The sequence below is a fragment of the Enterobacter sp. BIDMC 27 genome, assembly GCF_000534415.1.
In the GTDB taxonomy this organism is placed as follows: domain Bacteria; phylum Pseudomonadota; class Gammaproteobacteria; order Enterobacterales; family Enterobacteriaceae; genus Enterobacter; species Enterobacter hormaechei_C.
The window spans coordinates 4,638,130-4,656,962 of the sequence record NZ_KI973178.1; the positions used below are offsets into that span (position 1 = coordinate 4,638,130).

The 18,833-nt window shown below is 58.6% G+C and carries 17 protein-coding genes and 1 other RNA gene; 8 read left to right on the top strand and 10 right to left on the bottom strand.

The annotated features are described in order from the left end of the window. Positions 1-73 precede the first annotated feature (73 nt). The 5 genes from bglA to L463_RS00985 all read left to right on the top strand — a co-directional run bounded on the left by bglA (position 74) and on the right by L463_RS00985 (position 5,143). Positions 74-1,507: a 6-phospho-beta-glucosidase BglA gene (bglA, locus tag L463_RS01005; RefSeq protein ID WP_017382891.1), complete on the top strand. Its 1,434-nt coding sequence runs from the start codon at positions 74-76 to the stop codon at positions 1,505-1,507. A gap of 124 nt (positions 1,508-1,631) precedes the next feature. After that, complete coding sequence (locus L463_RS01000) at positions 1,632-1,991, top strand: hypothetical protein (RefSeq protein WP_003863427.1); 360 nt, start codon at positions 1,632-1,634, stop codon at positions 1,989-1,991. A gap of 48 nt (positions 1,992-2,039) precedes the next feature. After that, positions 2,040-4,049: a protein-disulfide reductase DsbD family protein gene (locus L463_RS00995; protein WP_032102938.1), complete on the top strand. Its 2,010-nt coding sequence runs from the start codon at positions 2,040-2,042 to the stop codon at positions 4,047-4,049. 1 nt (position 4,050) lies between these two features. Beyond that, positions 4,051-4,653: a DsbA family protein gene (locus L463_RS00990; RefSeq protein WP_032102939.1), complete on the top strand. Its 603-nt coding sequence runs from the start codon at positions 4,051-4,053 to the stop codon at positions 4,651-4,653. Continuing rightward, on the top strand, positions 4,643-5,143 hold the full coding sequence (locus tag L463_RS00985; protein WP_017382895.1) for a protein disulfide oxidoreductase: 501 nt from the start codon (positions 4,643-4,645) through the stop codon (positions 5,141-5,143). The genes L463_RS00990 and L463_RS00985 overlap by 11 nt, the downstream gene beginning before the upstream one ends. A gap of 2 nt (positions 5,144-5,145) precedes the next feature. Here the strand turns inward: L463_RS00985 and L463_RS00980 are convergent, their stop codons facing one another. From L463_RS00980 to L463_RS00945, 8 genes are all read right to left on the bottom strand, one after another. Then, positions 5,146-5,889, bottom strand: a complete 744-nt coding sequence (locus L463_RS00980; RefSeq protein WP_017382896.1) for an SDR family oxidoreductase — start codon at positions 5,887-5,889, stop codon at positions 5,146-5,148. Positions 5,890-5,959: 70 nt separating this feature from the next. Then, positions 5,960-8,833, bottom strand: coding sequence for an aminomethyl-transferring glycine dehydrogenase (gene gcvP, locus L463_RS00975; protein WP_032102940.1), 2,874 nt, complete (start codon positions 8,831-8,833; stop codon positions 5,960-5,962). Positions 8,834-8,957: 124 nt separating this feature from the next. Next, on the bottom strand, positions 8,958-9,347 hold the full coding sequence (gcvH, locus tag L463_RS00970; RefSeq protein WP_006811885.1) for a glycine cleavage system protein GcvH: 390 nt from the start codon (positions 9,345-9,347) through the stop codon (positions 8,958-8,960). Positions 9,348-9,370: 23 nt separating this feature from the next. After that, a complete protein-coding gene (gene gcvT / locus L463_RS00965) occupies positions 9,371-10,465 on the bottom strand; it encodes a glycine cleavage system aminomethyltransferase GcvT (protein ID WP_003860107.1) in 1,095 nt (364 codons plus the stop codon). 397 nt (positions 10,466-10,862) lie between these two features. Continuing rightward, positions 10,863-12,065, bottom strand: a complete 1,203-nt coding sequence (gene ubiI, locus L463_RS00960; protein ID WP_023304392.1) for an FAD-dependent 2-octaprenylphenol hydroxylase — start codon at positions 12,063-12,065, stop codon at positions 10,863-10,865. 12 nt (positions 12,066-12,077) lie between these two features. Further along, positions 12,078-13,256 carry a 2-octaprenyl-6-methoxyphenyl hydroxylase gene (gene ubiH, locus L463_RS00955; protein WP_017382900.1) on the bottom strand — a complete coding sequence of 393 codons (1,179 nt, stop codon included), beginning with the start codon at positions 13,254-13,256 and terminating at the stop codon, positions 12,078-12,080. Beyond that, complete coding sequence (pepP, locus tag L463_RS00950; RefSeq protein WP_086626100.1) at positions 13,253-14,566, bottom strand: Xaa-Pro aminopeptidase; 1,314 nt, start codon at positions 14,564-14,566, stop codon at positions 13,253-13,255. Before pepP ends, ubiH begins: the two co-directional genes overlap by 4 nt. Positions 14,567-14,597: 31 nt before the next feature. Next, a complete protein-coding gene (locus L463_RS00945) occupies positions 14,598-15,176 on the bottom strand; it encodes a YecA/YgfB family protein (protein ID WP_003860099.1) in 579 nt (192 codons plus the stop codon). A 167-nt stretch (positions 15,177-15,343) separates the two neighbouring features. Here L463_RS00945 and zapA point away from each other — a divergent pair, with 167 nt between their 5' ends. From zapA to L463_RS00935, 3 genes are all read left to right on the top strand, one after another. Continuing rightward, entirely contained in the window at positions 15,344-15,673 is a 330-nt protein-coding gene (zapA, locus tag L463_RS00940) for a cell division protein ZapA (protein ID WP_003860096.1), read from the top strand. A 41-nt stretch (positions 15,674-15,714) separates the two neighbouring features. Beyond that, positions 15,715-15,898: non-coding RNA, 6S RNA (gene ssrS, locus L463_RS23865), on the top strand. A 24-nt stretch (positions 15,899-15,922) separates the two neighbouring features. Then, positions 15,923-16,519: a 5-formyltetrahydrofolate cyclo-ligase gene (locus L463_RS00935; RefSeq protein WP_032102944.1), complete on the top strand. Its 597-nt coding sequence runs from the start codon at positions 15,923-15,925 to the stop codon at positions 16,517-16,519. Between the two features lie 107 nt (positions 16,520-16,626). On the opposite strand, the gene serA is transcribed toward L463_RS00935, so the two are convergent. Continuing rightward, positions 16,627-17,859, bottom strand: a complete 1,233-nt coding sequence (gene serA / locus L463_RS00930; protein WP_015571805.1) for a phosphoglycerate dehydrogenase — start codon at positions 17,857-17,859, stop codon at positions 16,627-16,629. Between the two features lie 266 nt (positions 17,860-18,125). Continuing rightward, complete coding sequence (gene rpiA / locus L463_RS00925) at positions 18,126-18,785, bottom strand: ribose-5-phosphate isomerase RpiA (protein WP_032102945.1); 660 nt, start codon at positions 18,783-18,785, stop codon at positions 18,126-18,128. Positions 18,786-18,833: the final 48 nt, after the last annotated feature.

An 18,833-nucleotide genomic window follows, 5' to 3' on the forward strand; every position in this document is an offset into this window, starting at 1 on the left:
ATGTTATATCGTGACATTTAATTCCGCTTTGCTAGACTCGAAATCAATAAGTCCTGAATTGAGAATAGCAAAGATGAAAAAACTCACCTTACCGAAAGATTTTTTATGGGGCGGCGCGGTAGCGGCGCACCAGGTTGAAGGCGGCTGGAACAAAGGCGGCAAAGGGCCAAGCATCTGCGACGTGCTCACCGGCGGCGCACACGGCGTTCCGCGAGAAATCACGCAGGAAGTGATTGAAGGCAAATATTACCCGAACCACGAAGCCGTCGACTTCTACGGCCATTACAAAGAAGACATCAGGCTGTTTGCCGAGATGGGCTTCAAATGTTTCCGTACCTCCATCGCCTGGACGCGCATCTTCCCGAAAGGCGACGAAACTCAGCCAAACGAAGAGGGGCTGAAGTTTTACGACGACATGTTCGATGAACTGCTGAAGTACAACATCGAGCCGGTGATCACCCTCTCCCACTTTGAAATGCCGCTGCACCTCGTTCAGGAATATGGCGGATGGACCAACCGTAAAGTGGTCGATTTCTTTGTGCGCTTCTCGGAAGTGGTATTTGAGCGCTACAAAAATAAGGTCAAATACTGGATGACCTTCAACGAAATCAACAACCAGCGCAACTGGCGTGCGCCGCTGTTCGGCTACTGCTGCTCTGGCGTGGTCTATACCGAGCACGACAACCCGGAAGAGACCATGTACCAGGTGCTGCACCACCAGTTCGTGGCCAGCGCGCTGGCGGTGAAAGCCGCACGCCGCATTAACCCGGAAATGAAAGTCGGCTGCATGCTGGCGATGGTGGCGCTCTATCCGTACTCCTGCAAGCCAGAAGATGTCATGTTCGCTCAGGAATCCATGCGCGAGCGCTACGTCTTTACCGACGTACAGCTGCGCGGCTACTACCCGTCTTACGTGCTGAACGAGTGGGAGCGCCGTGGCTTCTCCATCAAAATGGAAGCGGGCGACGAGCAGATCCTGCGTGAAGGCACCTGCGATTACTTAGGTTTCAGCTACTACATGACCAACGCGGTCAAAGCGGAAGGCGGTACCGGTGACGCCATTTCCGGCTTCGAGGGCAGCGTGCCGAACCCACACGTCAAGGCGTCCGACTGGGGCTGGCAGATTGATCCGGTAGGCCTGCGCTATTCGCTGTGTGAACTGTACGAACGTTATCAGAAGCCGCTGTTTATCGTGGAAAATGGTTTCGGCGCCTACGACACCGTGGAAGAGGACGGCAGCATCAACGATGACTATCGCATCGACTACCTGCGCGCCCACGTGGAAGAGATGATGAAGGCGGTGACCTGGGATGGCGTGGATCTGATGGGCTACACGCCGTGGGGCTGCATCGACTGCGTCTCCTTCACCACCGGCCAGTACAGTAAGCGCTACGGCTTTATCTACGTCAACAAGCACGACGACGGTACCGGTGACATGTCCCGCTCCCGTAAGAAGAGCTTTGAGTGGTATAAAACCGTCATTGCCAGCAACGGCGAAACGCTGTAATGGCTCGCCCTCTCTGCAAGCGGAGAGGGCAAACCGCTTATCTTCCAGACACTTCTTTACAGCTTTTGCGTTGCCAAAATATGTTCGCCCGATAATATAGGCGTCCTGAATATTTGAGGCGAACATGATCAAGCGACAACGCAACGCTATCCTGCTTGTAGCCCTGGCTTGCCTGGTGGTGCTGATATGCACCGCCCAGCGGATGGCCGGGATGCACGCGCTTGTCATGAACGTCACCGCCACGAGCCAGTCTGTCCAGCAGGGGCAGGAGAGTACCGACGCACCGGTAACCCCGTGTGAGCTTAGCGCTAAGTCGCTGATGTCGGTCCCGCCTGTTTTGTTTGAAGGCGCCCTGATTGCCGTCACCCTGCTGCTGGCGTTGCTGGCAGCCAGTCCACCGCGCCGCGAACGGCAGTGGCCTCCCCGCGTTATCTCCCCGCCCCGGTTAAGGGTGCATCTGCGATTATGCGTCTTCCGTGAATGAGCCTTCGCCTGTTACTTCAGGTTAATTCATTATTTACGGAGAAAATTTATGTTTACTGTATTCAGGCGACTGCTGGTCTGCCTGCTTTGGCTATGGCTGCCCCTCAGCCAGGCTGCCGACAGCGGCTGGCTGCGCGCCGCCGATAATCAGCACGCCAGCGTCAGGCTGCGTGCGCAACCCGAAAGCACTGGCGAAACCCGCCTGCTGCTGGACGTCGCCCTGCAAAAAGGCTGGAAAACCTACTGGCGCTCGCCGGGCGAAGGCGGCGTCGCACCCGCGATTAAATGGCATCAGCCCGTCGAGGCGATCTGGCGCTGGCCTGTGCCGCAGCGTTTCGACGTCGCGGGCATCACCACGCAGGGCTACCACGGCGATGTCAGCTTTCCCATCACTCTGCGGGGCGACGTCCCGAAGATCCTGAGCGGCGTACTGACGCTCTCCACCTGTAGCAACGTCTGTATTCTTACCGACTACCCGTTTTCGCTGAACATGACCGCATCCGCAGGTGCCGGTTTTGATTACGATTTCAGTCGGGCCATGGGCACCCTTCCGCTCAGCGGCGGGTTGACCTCAACACTTAACGCCACCTATGCCCCCGGCAAGCTGACCGTAACGGCGCAGCGTGACGCAGGCTGGCAGGCGCCGTCCCTGTTTATCGACGGTATGGATGATGTTGATTTCGGCAAACCGGCCCTCACCGTGCGCGGTGACTCGCTGGTCGCCACCGTGCCCGTGACGGACAGCTGGGGCGAGGCCGCGCCCAGCCTCAGCGGGAAAACGCTGTCGCTGGTGCTCGCCGACAGCGGCCAGGCGCAGGAGTCCCGCGTGGAGATCCAGCCGGGCAGCGCCGCCCCCGCGTTCTCGCTAGGCTGGGTGCTGCTGATGGCGCTGGCTGGCGGCCTGATCCTCAACGTTATGCCCTGCGTGCTGCCGGTGCTGGCCATGAAGCTGGGCACGCTGATGCAAACCGAACGGCAGGCGCGCGGTCAGGTGCGCAGGCAGTTTCTTGCGTCGGTAGCCGGGATCGTGATGTCGTTCCTCGCGCTGGCGCTGATGATGACGGTTTTACGCTTAGGCAATCAGGCGCTTGGCTGGGGGATCCAGTTCCAGAATCCGTGGTTTATTGGCGCGATGGCGCTGGTGATGGTGCTTTTCAGCGCCAGCCTGCTGGGGTTGTTTGAAATCCGTCTCCCTTCCGGCGCCAGCACCTTCCTCGCCACGCGCGGCGGCAACGGGCTTGCGGGTCATTTCTGGCAAGGCGCGTTTGCCACGCTGCTGGCGACACCCTGCACCGCGCCGTTCCTGGGTACGGCGGTCTCGGTCGCGCTGGCGGCGCCGCTTCCCCTGCTGTGGGGGATCTTCCTGGCGATGGGTATCGGCATGAGCCTGCCGTGGCTGCTGGTGGCGGCCTGGCCGGGGCTGGCCCAGCGGTTGCCGCGTCCGGGACGCTGGATGAACGTCGTACGCGTAGCGCTGGGGATGATGATGCTCGGCTCATCGCTGTGGCTGCTGAGCCTGCTGACGGTGCACATTGGCAGCCTGCCCGTCATCACGCTGGGCGTGCTCCTGATCCTTACGCTGCTGCTGGTCACCGCCTGGCGCTACCGCTGGCAAACGGCACTGCGCGCCGGGGTATTAGCTGTAGTGGTGGCCGGGGCGGTCGCGTTTGTATCCGGTTCCGGCGGCGAGGGTTCCCGCCGCGATCGTATTCACTGGCAGCCGCTCAGCGAGCAGGCCATTGCCCGCGCGCTGGCGGAGAACAAACGGGTGTTCGTCGACGTGACCGCCGACTGGTGCGTGACCTGTAAAGCCAATAAATACAACGTGCTGCTGCGCGACGACGTGCAGGATGCGCTCTCCGCCCCGGACGTTGTCGCCCTGCGCGGCGACTGGAGCCGCCCCTCAGATACCATCAGCCAGTTCTTAACCACGCGCGGCAGCGCCGCCGTGCCGTTTAACCAGATCTACGGACCGGGATTACCGCAGGGCCACGTGCTGCCTGCGTTGTTAAGCCGCGAAGCGGTGCTGAGCAACCTGTCCGATGCAAAAGGAAAATAACATGAGAGCCTTCGTTGCCTTACTTCTGCTGTCGTTATCAACGTTCGGTTTCGCCGCACCTTCTGATGACGCTTCCAGCGACCAGCTGGCAAAACTGCTGTTTAACGACCCCAACAGCCCGCGAACCGGCGCGACATCGCCGAAGCTGACCATCGTCTCCTTCACTGACTACAACTGCCCGTATTGCAAGCAGTTCGACCCAATGCTTGAGAAAATCGTGCAGGAAAATCCCGACGTGCAGCTCATCGTCAAACTGCTGCCGTTCAAGGGACAAAGCTCGATAAATGCCGCGAAAGCGGCACTCTCAACGTGGCAGCAGGCGCCGGATAAATTCTGGGCGCTGCACCAGCGGCTGATGATGAAAAAGGGCTATCACGATGACGCCAGCATCGCCGCCGCGCAGGTCAAGACCGGAACGGACAGCATTAAAACGGATGATAAAACCATGGACAGCCTAAAGATGAACCTCATCCTGGCGCAGGTGCTGAATATTCAGGGTACCCCGGCGACCATTATCGGCGACCAGATGGTGGCGGGCGCAATTCCGTATGACGACCTGGAGGGGCTGGTCAAAGAACAGCTGGCAAACGCCCGTGGCAAGTAAGCTTCCGCGCCTGCTGCGCGAGCTGGGCGTATGGCTGCTGATTGGCGTAGCCGTGAGCCTGGCGGTGGACTATTTCCGCCAGCCCGCGCTGCCGCAGAATTTCTCCGCGACGGCACTGCACACCCTCGACGGCCAGCCCGTCGATCTTATCGCCATGAGTAAGGAGCGACCGCTGCTGGTCTACGTCTGGGCGACATGGTGCGGCGTCTGCCGCTACACCACGCCGTCGGTGGCGGCGCTTGCCGCGGACGGGGGTAACGTGATGTCGGTTGCGCTGCGCTCGGGCGATAACGCGACGCTCGAAACCTGGATGAGGAAGAAGAAGGCGACGATGCCCACGGTCAACGACGCCAGCGGAGAACTGGCGCGTGAGTGGGACGTTAAGGTTACGCCAACGCTGGTGGTGATCTCTCACGGTGAGGTGAAGTCGATCACCACCGGCTGGACCAGCGGCTGGGGAATGCGCCTGCGGCTGTGGCTGGCGTCGTAGCGTTACTTCCCGCCAGCCAGCTCCAGGAAGCTACCGGTGACATAGGAGGCTTTGTCGCTCAGCAGCCAGACAATGGCCTGGGCGACCTCCTCCGGCTGACCGCCACGCTGCATCGGTAACATCGACTTCACCCGATCCACACGCCCCGGCTCGCCGCCGGAGGCGTGAATATCGGTATAAATCAGGCCTGGCCGCACGCAGTTAACGCGAATGCCCTGCGCCGCCACCTCCAGCGCGAGGCCGGTGGTCAGGGAATCCACCGCCCCTTTTGAGGCGGCATAATCCACATATTCCCCCGGCGCGCCCAGCCGTGATGCCGCCGAGGAGACATTCACAATCGCGCCGCCCTTGCCGCCGTGTTTATGCGACATGCGCTTAACCGCTTCACGGCAGCAGAGAAAATAGCCGGTGACGTTGGTAGCCAGCACGCGGTTAATACGTTCAGCGGAGAGGTTTTCGATGGTGGATTGTTCAAACAAAATCCCGGCGTTGTTCACCAGCGCGGCGAGCGGCTCACCTTCGCGATCGATGCTGTCGAACATCGCCATCACCTGCGCTTCATCGCTGATGTCCGCGCGTACGGCAAAGGCTTTACCGCCCGCGTCCACGATCTGATTAATGACGTCCGTCGCGGCTTTGATGTTGTGATGAAAATTCACCGCAACGGTGTAGCCTTCGCTTGCCAGCTGTAGCGCGGTGGCTTTACCAATACCCCGGCTGGCGCCGGTGACCAGTGCAATTGCCATTCTTTTCTCCCAATAAAAAAGCCGGGTAGCGGCTTCGCCTTACCCGGCCTACGTTACTACAGGAACAACGTTACTGGTATTCGCTCATCGGTACGCAGGAGCAGAACAGGTTACGGTCGCCGTAAACATCATCAAGACGTTTCACGGTTGGCCAGTATTTGTTTGCCACACCTGCCGGGAAGACAGCCAGCTCGCGGGTATAACCGTGGTTCCACTCTGCCACCAGTTCGTTCTGTGTATGCGGCGCGTTCACCAGCGGGTTATCTTCCAGCGTCCACTCCCCGCCTTTCACGCGGTCGATTTCGCTGCGGATCGCCAGCATGGCGTCGATAAAGCGATCAAGCTCCACCTTGCTTTCAGATTCGGTCGGCTCAACCATCAGCGTACCCGCTACCGGGAAGGACATGGTTGGCGCGTGGAAGCCGTAGTCGATCAGGCGCTTGGCAATATCCAGCTCGCTGATGCCCGTCTCTTCTTTCAGAGGACGAATATCGAGGATGCATTCGTGCGCCACGCGACCGTCGCGGCCGGTATAGAGCACCGGATAGGCGTCCTTCAGACGCGTTGCGATGTAGTTGGCGTTGAGGATCGCCACCTGGCTGGCCTGCTTCAGCCCTTCCGCGCCCATCATGCGGATGTACATCCAGCTGATTGGCAGGATAGAGGCGCTGCCGAACGGTGCCGCGGAGACTGCGCCCTGACGGGTCAGCATGCCTTCAATCTGCACCACGCTGTGGCCCGGCACAAACGGTGCCAGGTGCGCCTTCACGCCGATAGGACCCATGCCCGGGCCGCCACCGCCGTGCGGAATGCAGAACGTTTTATGCAGGTTCAGGTGCGACACATCCGCGCCAATAAAGCCCGGAGAGGTGATGCCCACCTGGGCGTTCATGTTTGCGCCGTCGAGGTAAACCTGGCCGCCGAACTGATGCACCACATCACACACTTCACGGATAGTTTCTTCGTACACGCCGTGGGTGGATGGGTAGGTCACCATGATGCAGGAGAGTTTGTCGCCCGCCTGCTCGGCTTTGGCGCGCAGGTCGGCCAGATCGATGTTGCCGTTTTTGTCGCACGCCACAACCACCACTTCCATTCCTGCCATCTGGGCAGAAGCCGGGTTGGTACCGTGGGCAGAGCTTGGGATCAGGCAGATATCACGGTGGCCTTCATTGCGGCTTTCGTGATAGTGACGGATCGCCAGCAGACCAGCGTATTCACCCTGCGCACCGGAGTTCGGCTGCATGCAGAGCGCGTCGTACCCGGTCAGCTTCACCAGCCAGTCGGAGAGCTGGTTGATCATCATGTGATAACCTTCCGCCTGCTCAGCCGGGCAGAACGGGTGTAGCTCAGAGAATTCAGGCCAGGTAATTGGGATCATCTCAGCCGCGGCGTTCAGCTTCATGGTGCAGGAGCCCAGCGGGATCATCGCCTGGTTTAGCGCCAGATCTTTACGTTCCAGAGAGTGCATGTAACGCATCATCTCGGTTTCGCTGTGATAGCGGTTGAACACCGGGTGAGTCAGGATCGCGTCGTCGCGCAGCATGCTTTCCTGAATGGAGCGGCTGTCGAGCGCAACCTCTTTGTCGAGCGTATCAACGTTCAGACCGTGTGCGTCACCCAGCAATACGTTGAACAGGGTCAGGATATCGTCACGGGTGGTGCTTTCGTCCAGCGTAATGCCGACCGCATTGTGAATGTCGCTGCGCAGGTTGATTTGCGCTGCCTCGGCGCGCGCCAGCACGGCCGCTTTGTCTGCCACCTCGACGCACAGGGTATCGAAATAGTGTTCATGACGCAGCCTGAGACCTTTCTGTTGCAGACCGCAGGCCAGGATATCGGCCAGACGGTGGATGCGGCTGGCAATACGTTTCAGGCCAGCCGGACCGTGGAACACCGCGTACAGGCTGGCAATGTTAGCCAGCAGCACCTGCGAGGTACAGATGTTGGAGTTCGCTTTCTCGCGGCGGATATGCTGCTCGCGGGTCTGCATCGCCATGCGCAGCGCGGTGTTACCGGCGGCATCTTTCGATACGCCGATAATACGGCCTGGCATGGAACGTTTAAATTCATCTTTCGCGCCAAAGAACGCCGCGTGCGGGCCGCCGTAGCCCATCGGCACGCCGAAACGCTGGGCTGAGCCGAAGACAATATCCGCGCCCTGTTTGCCTGGCGCCGTCAGCAGCACCAGCGCCATAAAATCAGCGGCGACGCTAACAATAACCTTACGGGATTTCAGCTCGGCGATCAGTGCGCCGTAGTCGTGCACTTCCCCGGTGGTGCCCACCTGCTGCAACAGCACGCCGAAGACGTCCTGGTGATCCAGAACTTTTTCCGCGTCGTCGACAATCACCTCAAAGCCAAAGGTTTCCGCACGGGTGCGCACCACGTCCAGCGTCTGGGGATGCACGTCCGCCGCGACGAAGAAGCGGTTGGCGTTTTTCAGCTTGCTCACGCGCTTCGCCATCGCCATCGCTTCGGCGGCGGCAGTGGCTTCATCCAACAGCGAGGCAGAGGCGATATCCATACCGGTCAGATCCAGCGTCACCTGCTGGAAGTTCAGCAGCGCTTCCAGACGGCCCTGGGAGACTTCTGGCTGATATGGGGTGTAAGCGGTGTACCAGCCCGGGTTTTCCAGCATATTACGCAGGATCACCGGCGGTAACTGCACGTTGGTGTAGCCCATGCCGATATAAGACTTATAGCGCTTGTTAAGGCCGGCGATGGCCTTCAGCTCCGCCAGCGCGGCGAATTCCGTCGTGGACTCGCCTACCTGTGGCGGCGTGGCAAGCTGGATGTCTTTTGGCACGATCTGGCCGATCAGTGCGTTTAATGAATCCGCGCCAACTGTCTTCAGCATCTCCTGCTGTTGCTGAGCATCCGGCCCAATGTGACGTTCAATGAAAGCGCCACGGTTTTCAAGCTGGCTTAAAGTCTGTGTCATGAGCGATGGTTCCTGAAACGTGCAGTGAATTTAAGTTCCCTCTCCCTTTGGGAGAGGGTTAGGGTGAGGGGAAGATTGGCACCCTCACCCCTGCCCTCTCCCAAAGGGAGAGGGGGATTACTGATTACTCGTCTTCTAACAGTGCTTCGTACGCGGTCGCATCCAGCAGCGCGGCAACCTGCGCTTCGTCGCTGGCTTTGATCTTGAAGATCCAGCCGCCTTCATACGGTTCGCTGTTGACCAGCTCCGGGGAGTCGCTCAGCGCGTCGTTCACGGCAACAATTTCACCGCTTACCGGGGCGTAGATGTCAGAGGCCGCTTTAACGGATTCCGCCACCGCGCAGTCGTCGCCTGCGCTCACGGTTGCGCCCACTTCCGGCAGGTCAACAAACACCATGTCGCCCAGCAGCTCCTGCGCGTGCTCGGTGATCCCAACGGTGTAAGTGCCGTCCGCCTCTTTGCGCAGCCACTCGTGTTCTTTGCTGTATTTCAGTTCTGCTGGCACATTGCTCATTGAAGTTCTCCTGATAAAAATAGTTAGGCGACCGGCTTACCGGCGCGAACAAAAATCGGTTTGGTCACGTTGACCGGCATTTCGCGGTTGCGGATCTGCACCACCGCCGTTTCGCCAATCCCCGCCGGCACGCGTGCCAGGGCAATACTGTAGCCGAGCGTCGGGGAGAACGTTCCGCTGGTGATCACGCCTTCGCGATGATTGCCATCGGCATCGGTGAAGCGTACAGGCAGCTCGCCGCGCAGAACGCCTTTTTCTTTCATCACCAGGCCTACCAGCTGTTCAGTGCCCTTCTCGCGCTGCATCTCCAGCGCTTCACGGCCAATAAAATCACGGTCAGCCGGTTCCCACGCAATGGTCCAGCCCATGTTGGCCGCCAGCGGAGAGACGCCTTCGTCCATCTCCTGACCGTAGAGGTTCATCCCCGCTTCCAGACGCAGCGTATCGCGCGCGCCCAGGCCCGCAGGCTTCACGCCCGCCTCCACCAGCGCACGCCAGAAATCAGCGGCCTTCTCGTTTGGCATGGCAATTTCGTAGCCCGCTTCACCGGTGTAGCCGGTGGTGGCGATAAACAGATCGCCCGCCTGCACGCCGAAGAACGGCTTCATGCCTTCGGTGGCTTTGCGCTGCTCGTCGCTGAACAGAGAGGCGGCTTTCGCCTGCGCGTTCGGCCCCTGCACGGCGATCAGTGACAGATCGTCACGGACGGTGATGTCGATGGCGTAAGGTTCAGCGTGTTGGGAAATCCAGGAGAGGTCTTTTTCGCGGGTGGCGGAGTTTACAACGAGGCGGAAGAAATCTTCAGTGAAGTAATAGACGATAAGGTCATCAATCACGCCGCCCGAGGCATTCAGCATGCCGGTATAGAGCGCTTTGCCCGGCGTCTTCAGTTTGGCGACGTCATTTGCCAGCAGATAACGCAAAAACTCCCGGGTGCGGCTACCGCGCAGGTCGACAATCGTCATATGAGACACGTCGAACATACCGGCATCGGTGCGCACCGCGTGGTGCTCATCAATCTGCGAGCCGTAGTGCAGCGGCATCATCCAGCCGTGGAAGTCCACCATGCGGGCGCCGCACAACACGTGCTGTTCGTACAAAGGAGTCTGTTGAGCCATCTTTTCCTCGTTGAAAAATTCACCGTGAAACCCGGTGTCGGCCTCGCGATCGGGGGCCGACGCAAACGTTCTCTTTTACCTGAACTTACCACCGAAACCGGCGGTTAACCATAAGGTAAAACGGGTCATCACATTAGCTTATGACCAAAAATCGCTGAAAAGCCTACAGAGTTATTCACTGGGAAAATGCGATTAAACCCGCATAAAATTAACAATGATCTAACAGAATTTAGCAGATGGTGATATTTCGTGCGGAAAAACGGGCCGAATTTCCGTAACATAAAAATAGTAAGTTTAGATTTTCTAATGCGAAAAATGACGTGAAATTAGATTATTTCAAACGAGGAAATTTCCCCGGCGCGGAGGCCGGGAAAATAAAGTGTGACGGGGATCGAGATTAACGTAACCAGTCGGGAAGATCGTTGAGGCCCATTGCCTGACGAAGAAGCTGCGGTTTTACGCCGGGAAGAGTGTCGGCCAGCTTGAGGCCAATATCGCGCAGCAGTTTTTTCGCCGGATTCGCTCCGGCAAACAGCTCGCGGAAACCCTGCATCCCCGCCAGTATCATCGCCGCACTGTGTTTGCGGCTGCGCTCGTAGCGACGCAGATACAGATGCTGGCCAATATCTTTGCCTTCCCGATGCAGGCGACGCAGCTCTTCAACCAGCTCAGCCGCGTCCATAAAGCCGAGGTTCACCCCCTGCCCGGCCAGCGGATGAATGGTATGCGCCGCATCCCCCACCAGCGCCAGACGGTGCGCGGCAAACTGACGCGCGTAGCGACCGGTTAACGGAAACGTCTGGCGTTCGCTTTCAAGCATGCACAGGCCCAGACGGTTATCAAACGCCACGCATAGCGCCTGACTGAAGGCATCCGGCGTCGCCTCCTGCATCTGCTGCGCTTTCTCCGGCTCTAAGGACCAGACGATGGAGCAGAGATGCGGATCGGCAAGCGGCAGGAAGGCCAGAATGCCGTCATTATGGAAAATCTGGCGCGCCACGCCGCCGTGCGGCTCTTCGGTGCGGATTGTGGCCACCAACGCGTGATGGCGGTAATCCCAGAAGGTCAGCGGAATATCCGCTTTGTTACGCAGCCAGGAATTGGCGCCGTCGGCACCCACCACCAGACGCGCGGTCAGCATGTCGCCACTTTCAAGAGTGATAAACGCGTCGTTTTCGCCCCACGCCACCTGCTGGAGTTTCGCCGGTGCGATCAGCGTGACGTCGCTGCACTGCTGTGCTTTCTGCCACAGCGCGTGGTGGATCACCGCGTTTTCAACGATGTGTCCAAGGTGGCTATAGCCCATGCTTTCATCGTCAAACGCGATATGGCCGAAGCTGTCTTTGTCCCACACTTCCATGCCATGGTAACAGCTGGCACGCAGCGCCACGATTTCAGACCAGACGCCAAGGTGCGTCAGTAGCTTTTCGCTGGCGGCATTGATCGCCGAGACGCGCAGCTCCGGCGGTGCATCCTGCGCCACAGGCTGCGGCGCTTTTTGCTCAAGCACGGCCACGCGCAGGCCGCTGCCCTGTAAACCACAGGCCAGCGCCAGTCCTACCATTCCGCCACCCACAATGGCGACATCAACATTTTGCACGGTCAATACTCCTTAACGCGCGACCCAACCCAGGGTCCGCTGCGCCAGCACGTCACGTGCCGGAATGAACAGTTCCATCGCCATCAGCCCAAGGTTGCGACCCGCAACCAGCGGTGCCCAGCGATTGGCAAACAGGTGGACTAAACCGTCGGTGACGCCAATGGTCGCCGCTTTGTCCGCCTGGCGTCGTTTCTGGTAATGGCTTAGCACCGAGTATGCGCCACAATCCTGTTGTTCGCTCCACGTCCGGGCCAGTAGCTCTGCCAGGCTTATCACGTCACGGAGGCCAAGGTTGAAGCCTTGCCCGGCGATGGGGTGCAGCGTCTGCGCGGCGTTGCCGAGCAGGGCGACGCGATGGGAGACAGTCTGCGATGCGGTCGTCAGCGCGAGCGGATAGGCCACGCGTTTTCCGGCATGGGTGATGCGCCCAAGCCGCCAGCCGAAGGCTTTTTGCAGCTCGGAACAAAAACGTTCGTCGGACCAGGAGAGAACCTCATCGGCCCGATCCTGCGCATGGCACCATACCAGCGAGCAGCGCCCGTTCGACATCGGCAGCATGGCCAGCGGGCCGTGCTCCGTGAAGCGCTCAAATGCCCTGCCGTTATGCGCGCCAGCCGTAGAGACGTTAGCGATGACCGCCGCCTGCCCATAGGGTTCAGAGCGCCATTCGACGCCGCACTGCGTGGCGATCGCGGAGCGTGAACCATCTGCCGCCACCAGCAGTTGCCCCTCCAGCGTGGTGCCGTTGTCCAGCGTCACGCTGACGGCCTCGTCACGACGGCTAAAGCTGGCGACGCGCGCCGGACAGTGCAGCGTGACGCCAGGCGCGTCCTGTAACAGACGGAACAGCCGCAGCCCTACATCATGCAGCTCGACAACCTGCCCCAGCGCCTCGATCCGGTAATCGTGGGCATCCAGCGTCACAAACCCGGCATGCCCGCGATCGCTGACGTGAACGGTGCCGATCGCCGTTGCGCAATCCGCTATCGCCTGCCAGATCCCAATACGCGCAAGCTGCTGACAGGTCCCCTGCGCCAGCGCGATAGCGCGGGCGTCGAAACCGGGATGATCGGCAGCCTGCGGCGCGACCGCCTCAACGAGATGCACCGGAAGCTGGCCCTGGGTTAACTGCGAAATAGCCAGCGCCAGAGTAGCGCCGGTCATGCCTCCGCCAACAATGATTACGCTCATCCGCGTGCCGCCGCCATCAGCGCCTCGATGTCGTCGGCTTTTTTCACCACGGTCGCGGTCAGGTTTTCGTTACCGGTTTCCGTGATGACGATATCATCTTCAATACGAATGCCGATCCCGCGGTACTGTTCCGGCACGTCGGCATCCGGCGCGATGTACAGCCCCGGCTCAACGGTCAGCACCATGCCAGGCTCCAGCACGCGCGAACGTTCCGGACCGTATGCCCCGACGTCATGCACATCCAGCCCCAGCCAGTGGCTCAGGCCGTGCATAAAGTACGGACGATGGGCGTTTTCGGTTATAAGGGTGTCCACATCGCCTTTCAGAATGCCGAGCTTCACCAGCCCGGTAATCATGATGCGCACCACCTCGCCCGTAACCTCCTGGATGGAGGTGCCAGGGCGGAACAGCGTCAGCGCGGTCTCCAGAGACTCAAGCACGATGTCATAGATTTCACGCTGCGCGGTGGTGAATTTACCGTTCACCGGGAAGGTACGGGTGATGTCGCCCGCGTAACCCTGATATTCACAGCCAGCGTCAATCAGCACCAGATCGCCGTCGCGCAGTTCACTTTCGTTTTCGGTGTAGTGCAGAATGCAGCCATTTTCCCCGCCGCCTACGATGGTGTTATAGGACGGGAAGCGCGCGCCGTGACGGTTAAATTCATGGTGAATTTCCCCTTCAAGCTGGTACTCGAACATACCGGGACGGCACTTTTCCATGGCGCGGGTATGCGCCAGGGCGCTGATTTCGCCCGCGCGGCGCATCACGTTCAGCTCTTCTTCAGACTTGAACAGGCGCATCTCATGCACCATCGGTCGCCAGTCCGTCAGGGTGGCAGGTGCAGACAAATTCTGACGTGAGCCTTTACGCAGCTTATCCAGCGCGGTGAAAACAATGTCATCCGCATACGCGTATTCGCCCTGCGCGTGATAGAGCACGTCCAGACCGTTCAGCAGTTGGTAGAGCTGCTGGTTGATTTCGCTGTAGGCCAGCGCGCGGTCCACGCCCAGTTTTTCTGGCGCCGCCTCCTGCCCTAAGCGGCGGCCAAACCAGATTTCCGCGGTCAGATCGCGCACGCGGTTAAAAATCACGCTGTGGTTGTGGGTGTCATTGCTTTTAATCAGCACCAGTACCGCTTCCGGCTCGTTAAACCCGGTGAAGTACCAGAAATCACTGCTCTGGCGATAGGGGTATTCGCTGTCGGCGCTGCGCGTCACTTCCGGCGCGGCGAAAATCAGGGCAGCGCTTCCCGGCTGCATTTTTGCCAGCAGCGCCTGACGACGGCGAGAATACTCTTGACTGGAGATAACCATGACACCCTCCTGTGCGTTATTTTTCTTAGTGTAATGTTGGCTTGCGAACTTCCGGCGCGGTCGGCTGCGAGCGCGTAAAGTTGTCGTGGCACAGCAGAGACGCCACGCGTACGTACTCGATAATCTCTTCGAGAGACATCTCCAGCTCTTCCTGGTCTTCGTCTTCATCGTAGCCGAGCTGGGCGATGTTGCGCAGATCGTCGATCGCTTCACCCGCTTCGCCGGTCACTTTATCCAGTTTAGGCTGGGTTACGCCCAGGCCAAGAAGATAGTGGTTTACCCAACCCGCGAGCGCATCAGCGCGATCGAAGACGCTGACATCGTCGCCTTCAGGCAGATAAAGCTGAAAAAGAAAGCCATCGTCTTCCAGGGAATCGCTGGTTGCGGCGTGCATTTTACGCAGCGCTTCCGCCAGTTCGTGGCCAAACGCCAGCCCTTCGTTGGTGAGGTCGTGGATCAGCGGCTGCCATGAGCTGTCGCTGTTTCCGCCGCACAGTATGCCGCTGATCAGACCGTGCATTTCGGCAGGGGTCAGACCGACTCCCTGCTGGTTCAGTAACTGGTTTAAATCCTTGTAACCAGGCATTTCGTTCTGTATAGACATACGCATTCGTCATCAAAGGGAGGATATTCATGATATGCTACCACTTTGGACCCTGGTGATACCAGAAAAGGGCTTGTATCTTCACATCAGGGTAGCTATAGTGTCGCCCCTTCGCAGCCCCCGGGGCAGTATGCGAAGGCAGCGCAGTCAATCAGCAGGAAGGTGGCATGTCTGCACAACCCGTCGATCTCCAGATTTTTGGCCGTTCACTGCGAGTGAATTGTCCGCCTGAACAAAGGGATGCCTTGAATCAGGCTGCGGACGATTTGAATCAGCGGTTGCAAGATCTAAAAGAACGCACTAGAGTCACAAATACTGAGCAGCTGGTTTTCATCGCCGCGTTGAACATCAGCTATGAACTGACTCAGGAAAAAGCGAAGACCCGCGATTACGCGGCAAGCATGGAGCAGCGCATTAAAATGCTCCAGCAGACCATAGAACAGGCATTGCTTGATCAAGGTCGCAGTCCCGAAAGACCGGGACCAAAGTTTGAATAACACTTCTCAGTTGACTATGGTAGAGTAACTGTGAAGACAAAATTTCTCTGAGATGTTCGCAAGCGGGCCAGTCCCCTGAGCCGATATTTCATACCACAAGAATGTGGCGCTCCATGGTTGGTGAGCATGCTCGGTTCGTCCGAGAAGCCTTAAAACTATGACGACACATTCACCTTGAACCAAGGGTTCAAGGGTTACAGCCTGCGGCGGCATCTCGGAGATTCCCTCTCTTTTCTTCTACCGACTACCATGACTCAACTCCCTGAAGTTTCTGCTTCACGCCAGGACATCCGTCAGCTTATTCGCCAGCGTCGTCGCGCCCTAAGCGCCGAGCAACAGGCACAGTTTGCCCAGCAGGCCGCCGCCCGCATGATGGCCTATCCGCCTGTGGTGATGGCAAACACCGTCGCGCTGTTTCTCTCGTTTGATGGTGAGCTGGATACCCAACCGCTTATCGACCAGCTCTGGCGCGCCGGGAAAAAAGTTTACCTGCCGGTTCTGCATCCCTTTAGCCCGGGCAATCTGCTGTTTCTGCACTACCATCCGCACAGCGAGCTGGTGGTGAATCGTCTGAAAATCACCGAACCCAAACTCGACGTGCGCGACGTGCTCCCGCTTTCCGGGCTGGATGTGCTGATTACGCCGCTGGTGGCGTTTGACGAGCAGGGCCAGCGATTGGGCATGGGCGGGGGATTCTATGACAGGACGCTACAAAACTGGCAGCAGTACGGATTGCAGCCGGTGGGGTATGCGCATGATTGCCAGGGCGTGGAGGCATTACCCGTAGAGAAATGGGATGTGCCGTTGCCGGCGGTGGTGACGCCATCGAAGTTGTGGGAGTGGTGAACCAAGCGTGCGGCCAGATGCCCTCACCCCAGCCCTCTCCCACAGGGAGAGGGTGAAAACATAAAAAACGGTAACTATCGTTACCGTTTTGCATTTACCTCGCACCATCAGTACAACAGGCGCGCGCGAATCGTCCCCGGAATGGCCTTCATGCTCTGCAATGCTTTCTCGGCGATATCTTCATCCGCTTCAATATCAATCACCACATAACCCATCTGCGAGTTAGTTTGCAGATACTGCGCGGCAATGTTAACGCCCTGCTCGGCAAAAATCTGGTTGATGGCGGTCAGCACGCCAGGACGGTTTTCGTGGATGTGCAGCAGACGACGCCCACCGTGCAGCGGCAGAGACACCTCCGGGAAGTTCACCGCAGAGAGCGTTGAACCGTTGTCGGAATATTTGCTCAGTTTACCCGCCACTTCCAGGCCGATATTCTCCTGCGCTTCCTGAGTAGAACCGCCGATGTGCGGCGTCAGGATCACGTTGTCGAACTCGCACAGCGGAGAGGTGAACGGATCGCTGTTGGTGGCTGGTTCCGTCGGGAACACGTCAATCGCCGCACCCGCCAGATGCTTACGCTTCAGCGCGTCGCACAGCGCAGGAATGTCAACCACCGTACCACGCGCGGCGTTGATCAGCAGAGCGCCCGGCTTCATCAGCGCCAGCTCTTCCGCCCCCATCATGTTTTTGGTGGACGCATTTTCCGGCACGTGCAGGCTGACCACGTCGCTCATATTCAGCAGATCAGAGAGATGCTGCACCTGCGTCGCGTTACCCAGCGGCAGCTTGCTTTCGATATCGTAGAAAAACACGTGCATGCCGAGGGATTCCGCCAGAATACCGAGCTGCGTACCGATGTGGCCGTAACCGATAATCCCGAGCTTTTTACCACGCGCTTCGTAGGAGCCCGCGGCCAGCTTATTCCATACGCCACGGTGCGCTTTGGCGTTAGCTTCCGGAATGCCGCGAAGGAGCAGCAGCAGCTCGCCAATCACCAGCTCCGCCACGGAACGGGTGTTAGAGAACGGCGCGTTAAAGACCGGGATACCGCGTTTTGCGGCGGCATTCAGATCAACCTGGTTGGTGCCGATGCAGAAACAGCCAATCGCCACCAGCTTTTCCGCCGCAGCAATAACGTCTTCAGTCAGTTGGGTACGGGATCGCAGGCCAATGAAATGGGCATCACGGATGGACGCTTTCAGCTCTTCAGTGTCCAGCGCGCCTTTGTGAAATTCGATGTTGGTGTAGCCTGCTGCGCGAAGGCTATCGAGCGCTTTCTGGTGCACGCCTTCAACCAGCAGGAATTTAATCTTGTCTTTCTCCAGTGATACCTTTGCCATTTACCCGACCCTGTTTTTATCTGAACTGATGTTGTGCTGGATATAAATCCCGTGCAGCCAACATATCAAAAAAAACTATTGCAGCAATATGAACGTTTGCGTCGGCACTCTGAAGAAAAGTCATACAGAGCAAAATGGCAGAGGAAAATGCTGCGGATAATTACGAACGTGGCAGGATCGGCAAAAGAGGCGGAAAAACGTGACACAAGTCACCGAATTTAGCTTTTCAAAATTTTTTTAGCGGGGGGAGCGCTCCCCCCGTCAGATCATTTTACGATGGTTTTTACACCGTCAGCCGTGCCGATCAGCGCCACGTCCGCGCCACGGTTGGCAAATAACCCTACGGTAACGACGCCTGGAATGCCGTTGATCGCATTTTCCAGCGCAATGGCATCGAGGATCTCAAGGCCATGAACGTCGAGGATCACGTTGCCGTTGTCGGTCACCACACCCTGACGGTATTCCGGACGACCACCCAGCTTCACCAGTTGACGTGCCACGGCGCTGCGCGCCATCGGGATCACTTCGACCGGCAGCGGGAAATTCCCCAGAATGTCGACCTGCTTGGAGGCGTCCGCGATGCAGATGAACTTATCCGCCACGGAAGCGATGATTTTTTCGCGGGTCAGCGCCGCGCCACCGCCTTTGATCATCTGCATGTGGCCGTTGATTTCATCCGCGCCATCAACGTAAATGCCCAGACGGTCCACTTCGTTGAGGTCGAAAACGGTAATGCCGAGGCTTTTCAGCTTTTCCGTGGAAGCATCGGAGCTGGAAACCGCGCCCTCGATCTGCCCCTTCATCGTGCCCAGCGCATCGATAAAGTGCGCCGCCGTCGACCCCGTACCAACACCGACAATGGTACCCGGCTGTACGTACTGGAGAGCGGCCAATCCTACTGCTTTTTTCAGTTCATCCTGCGTCATGATCGTTTTGCCTGTGGTGTGAAAACTCAGGGCGCATTATAGAACACG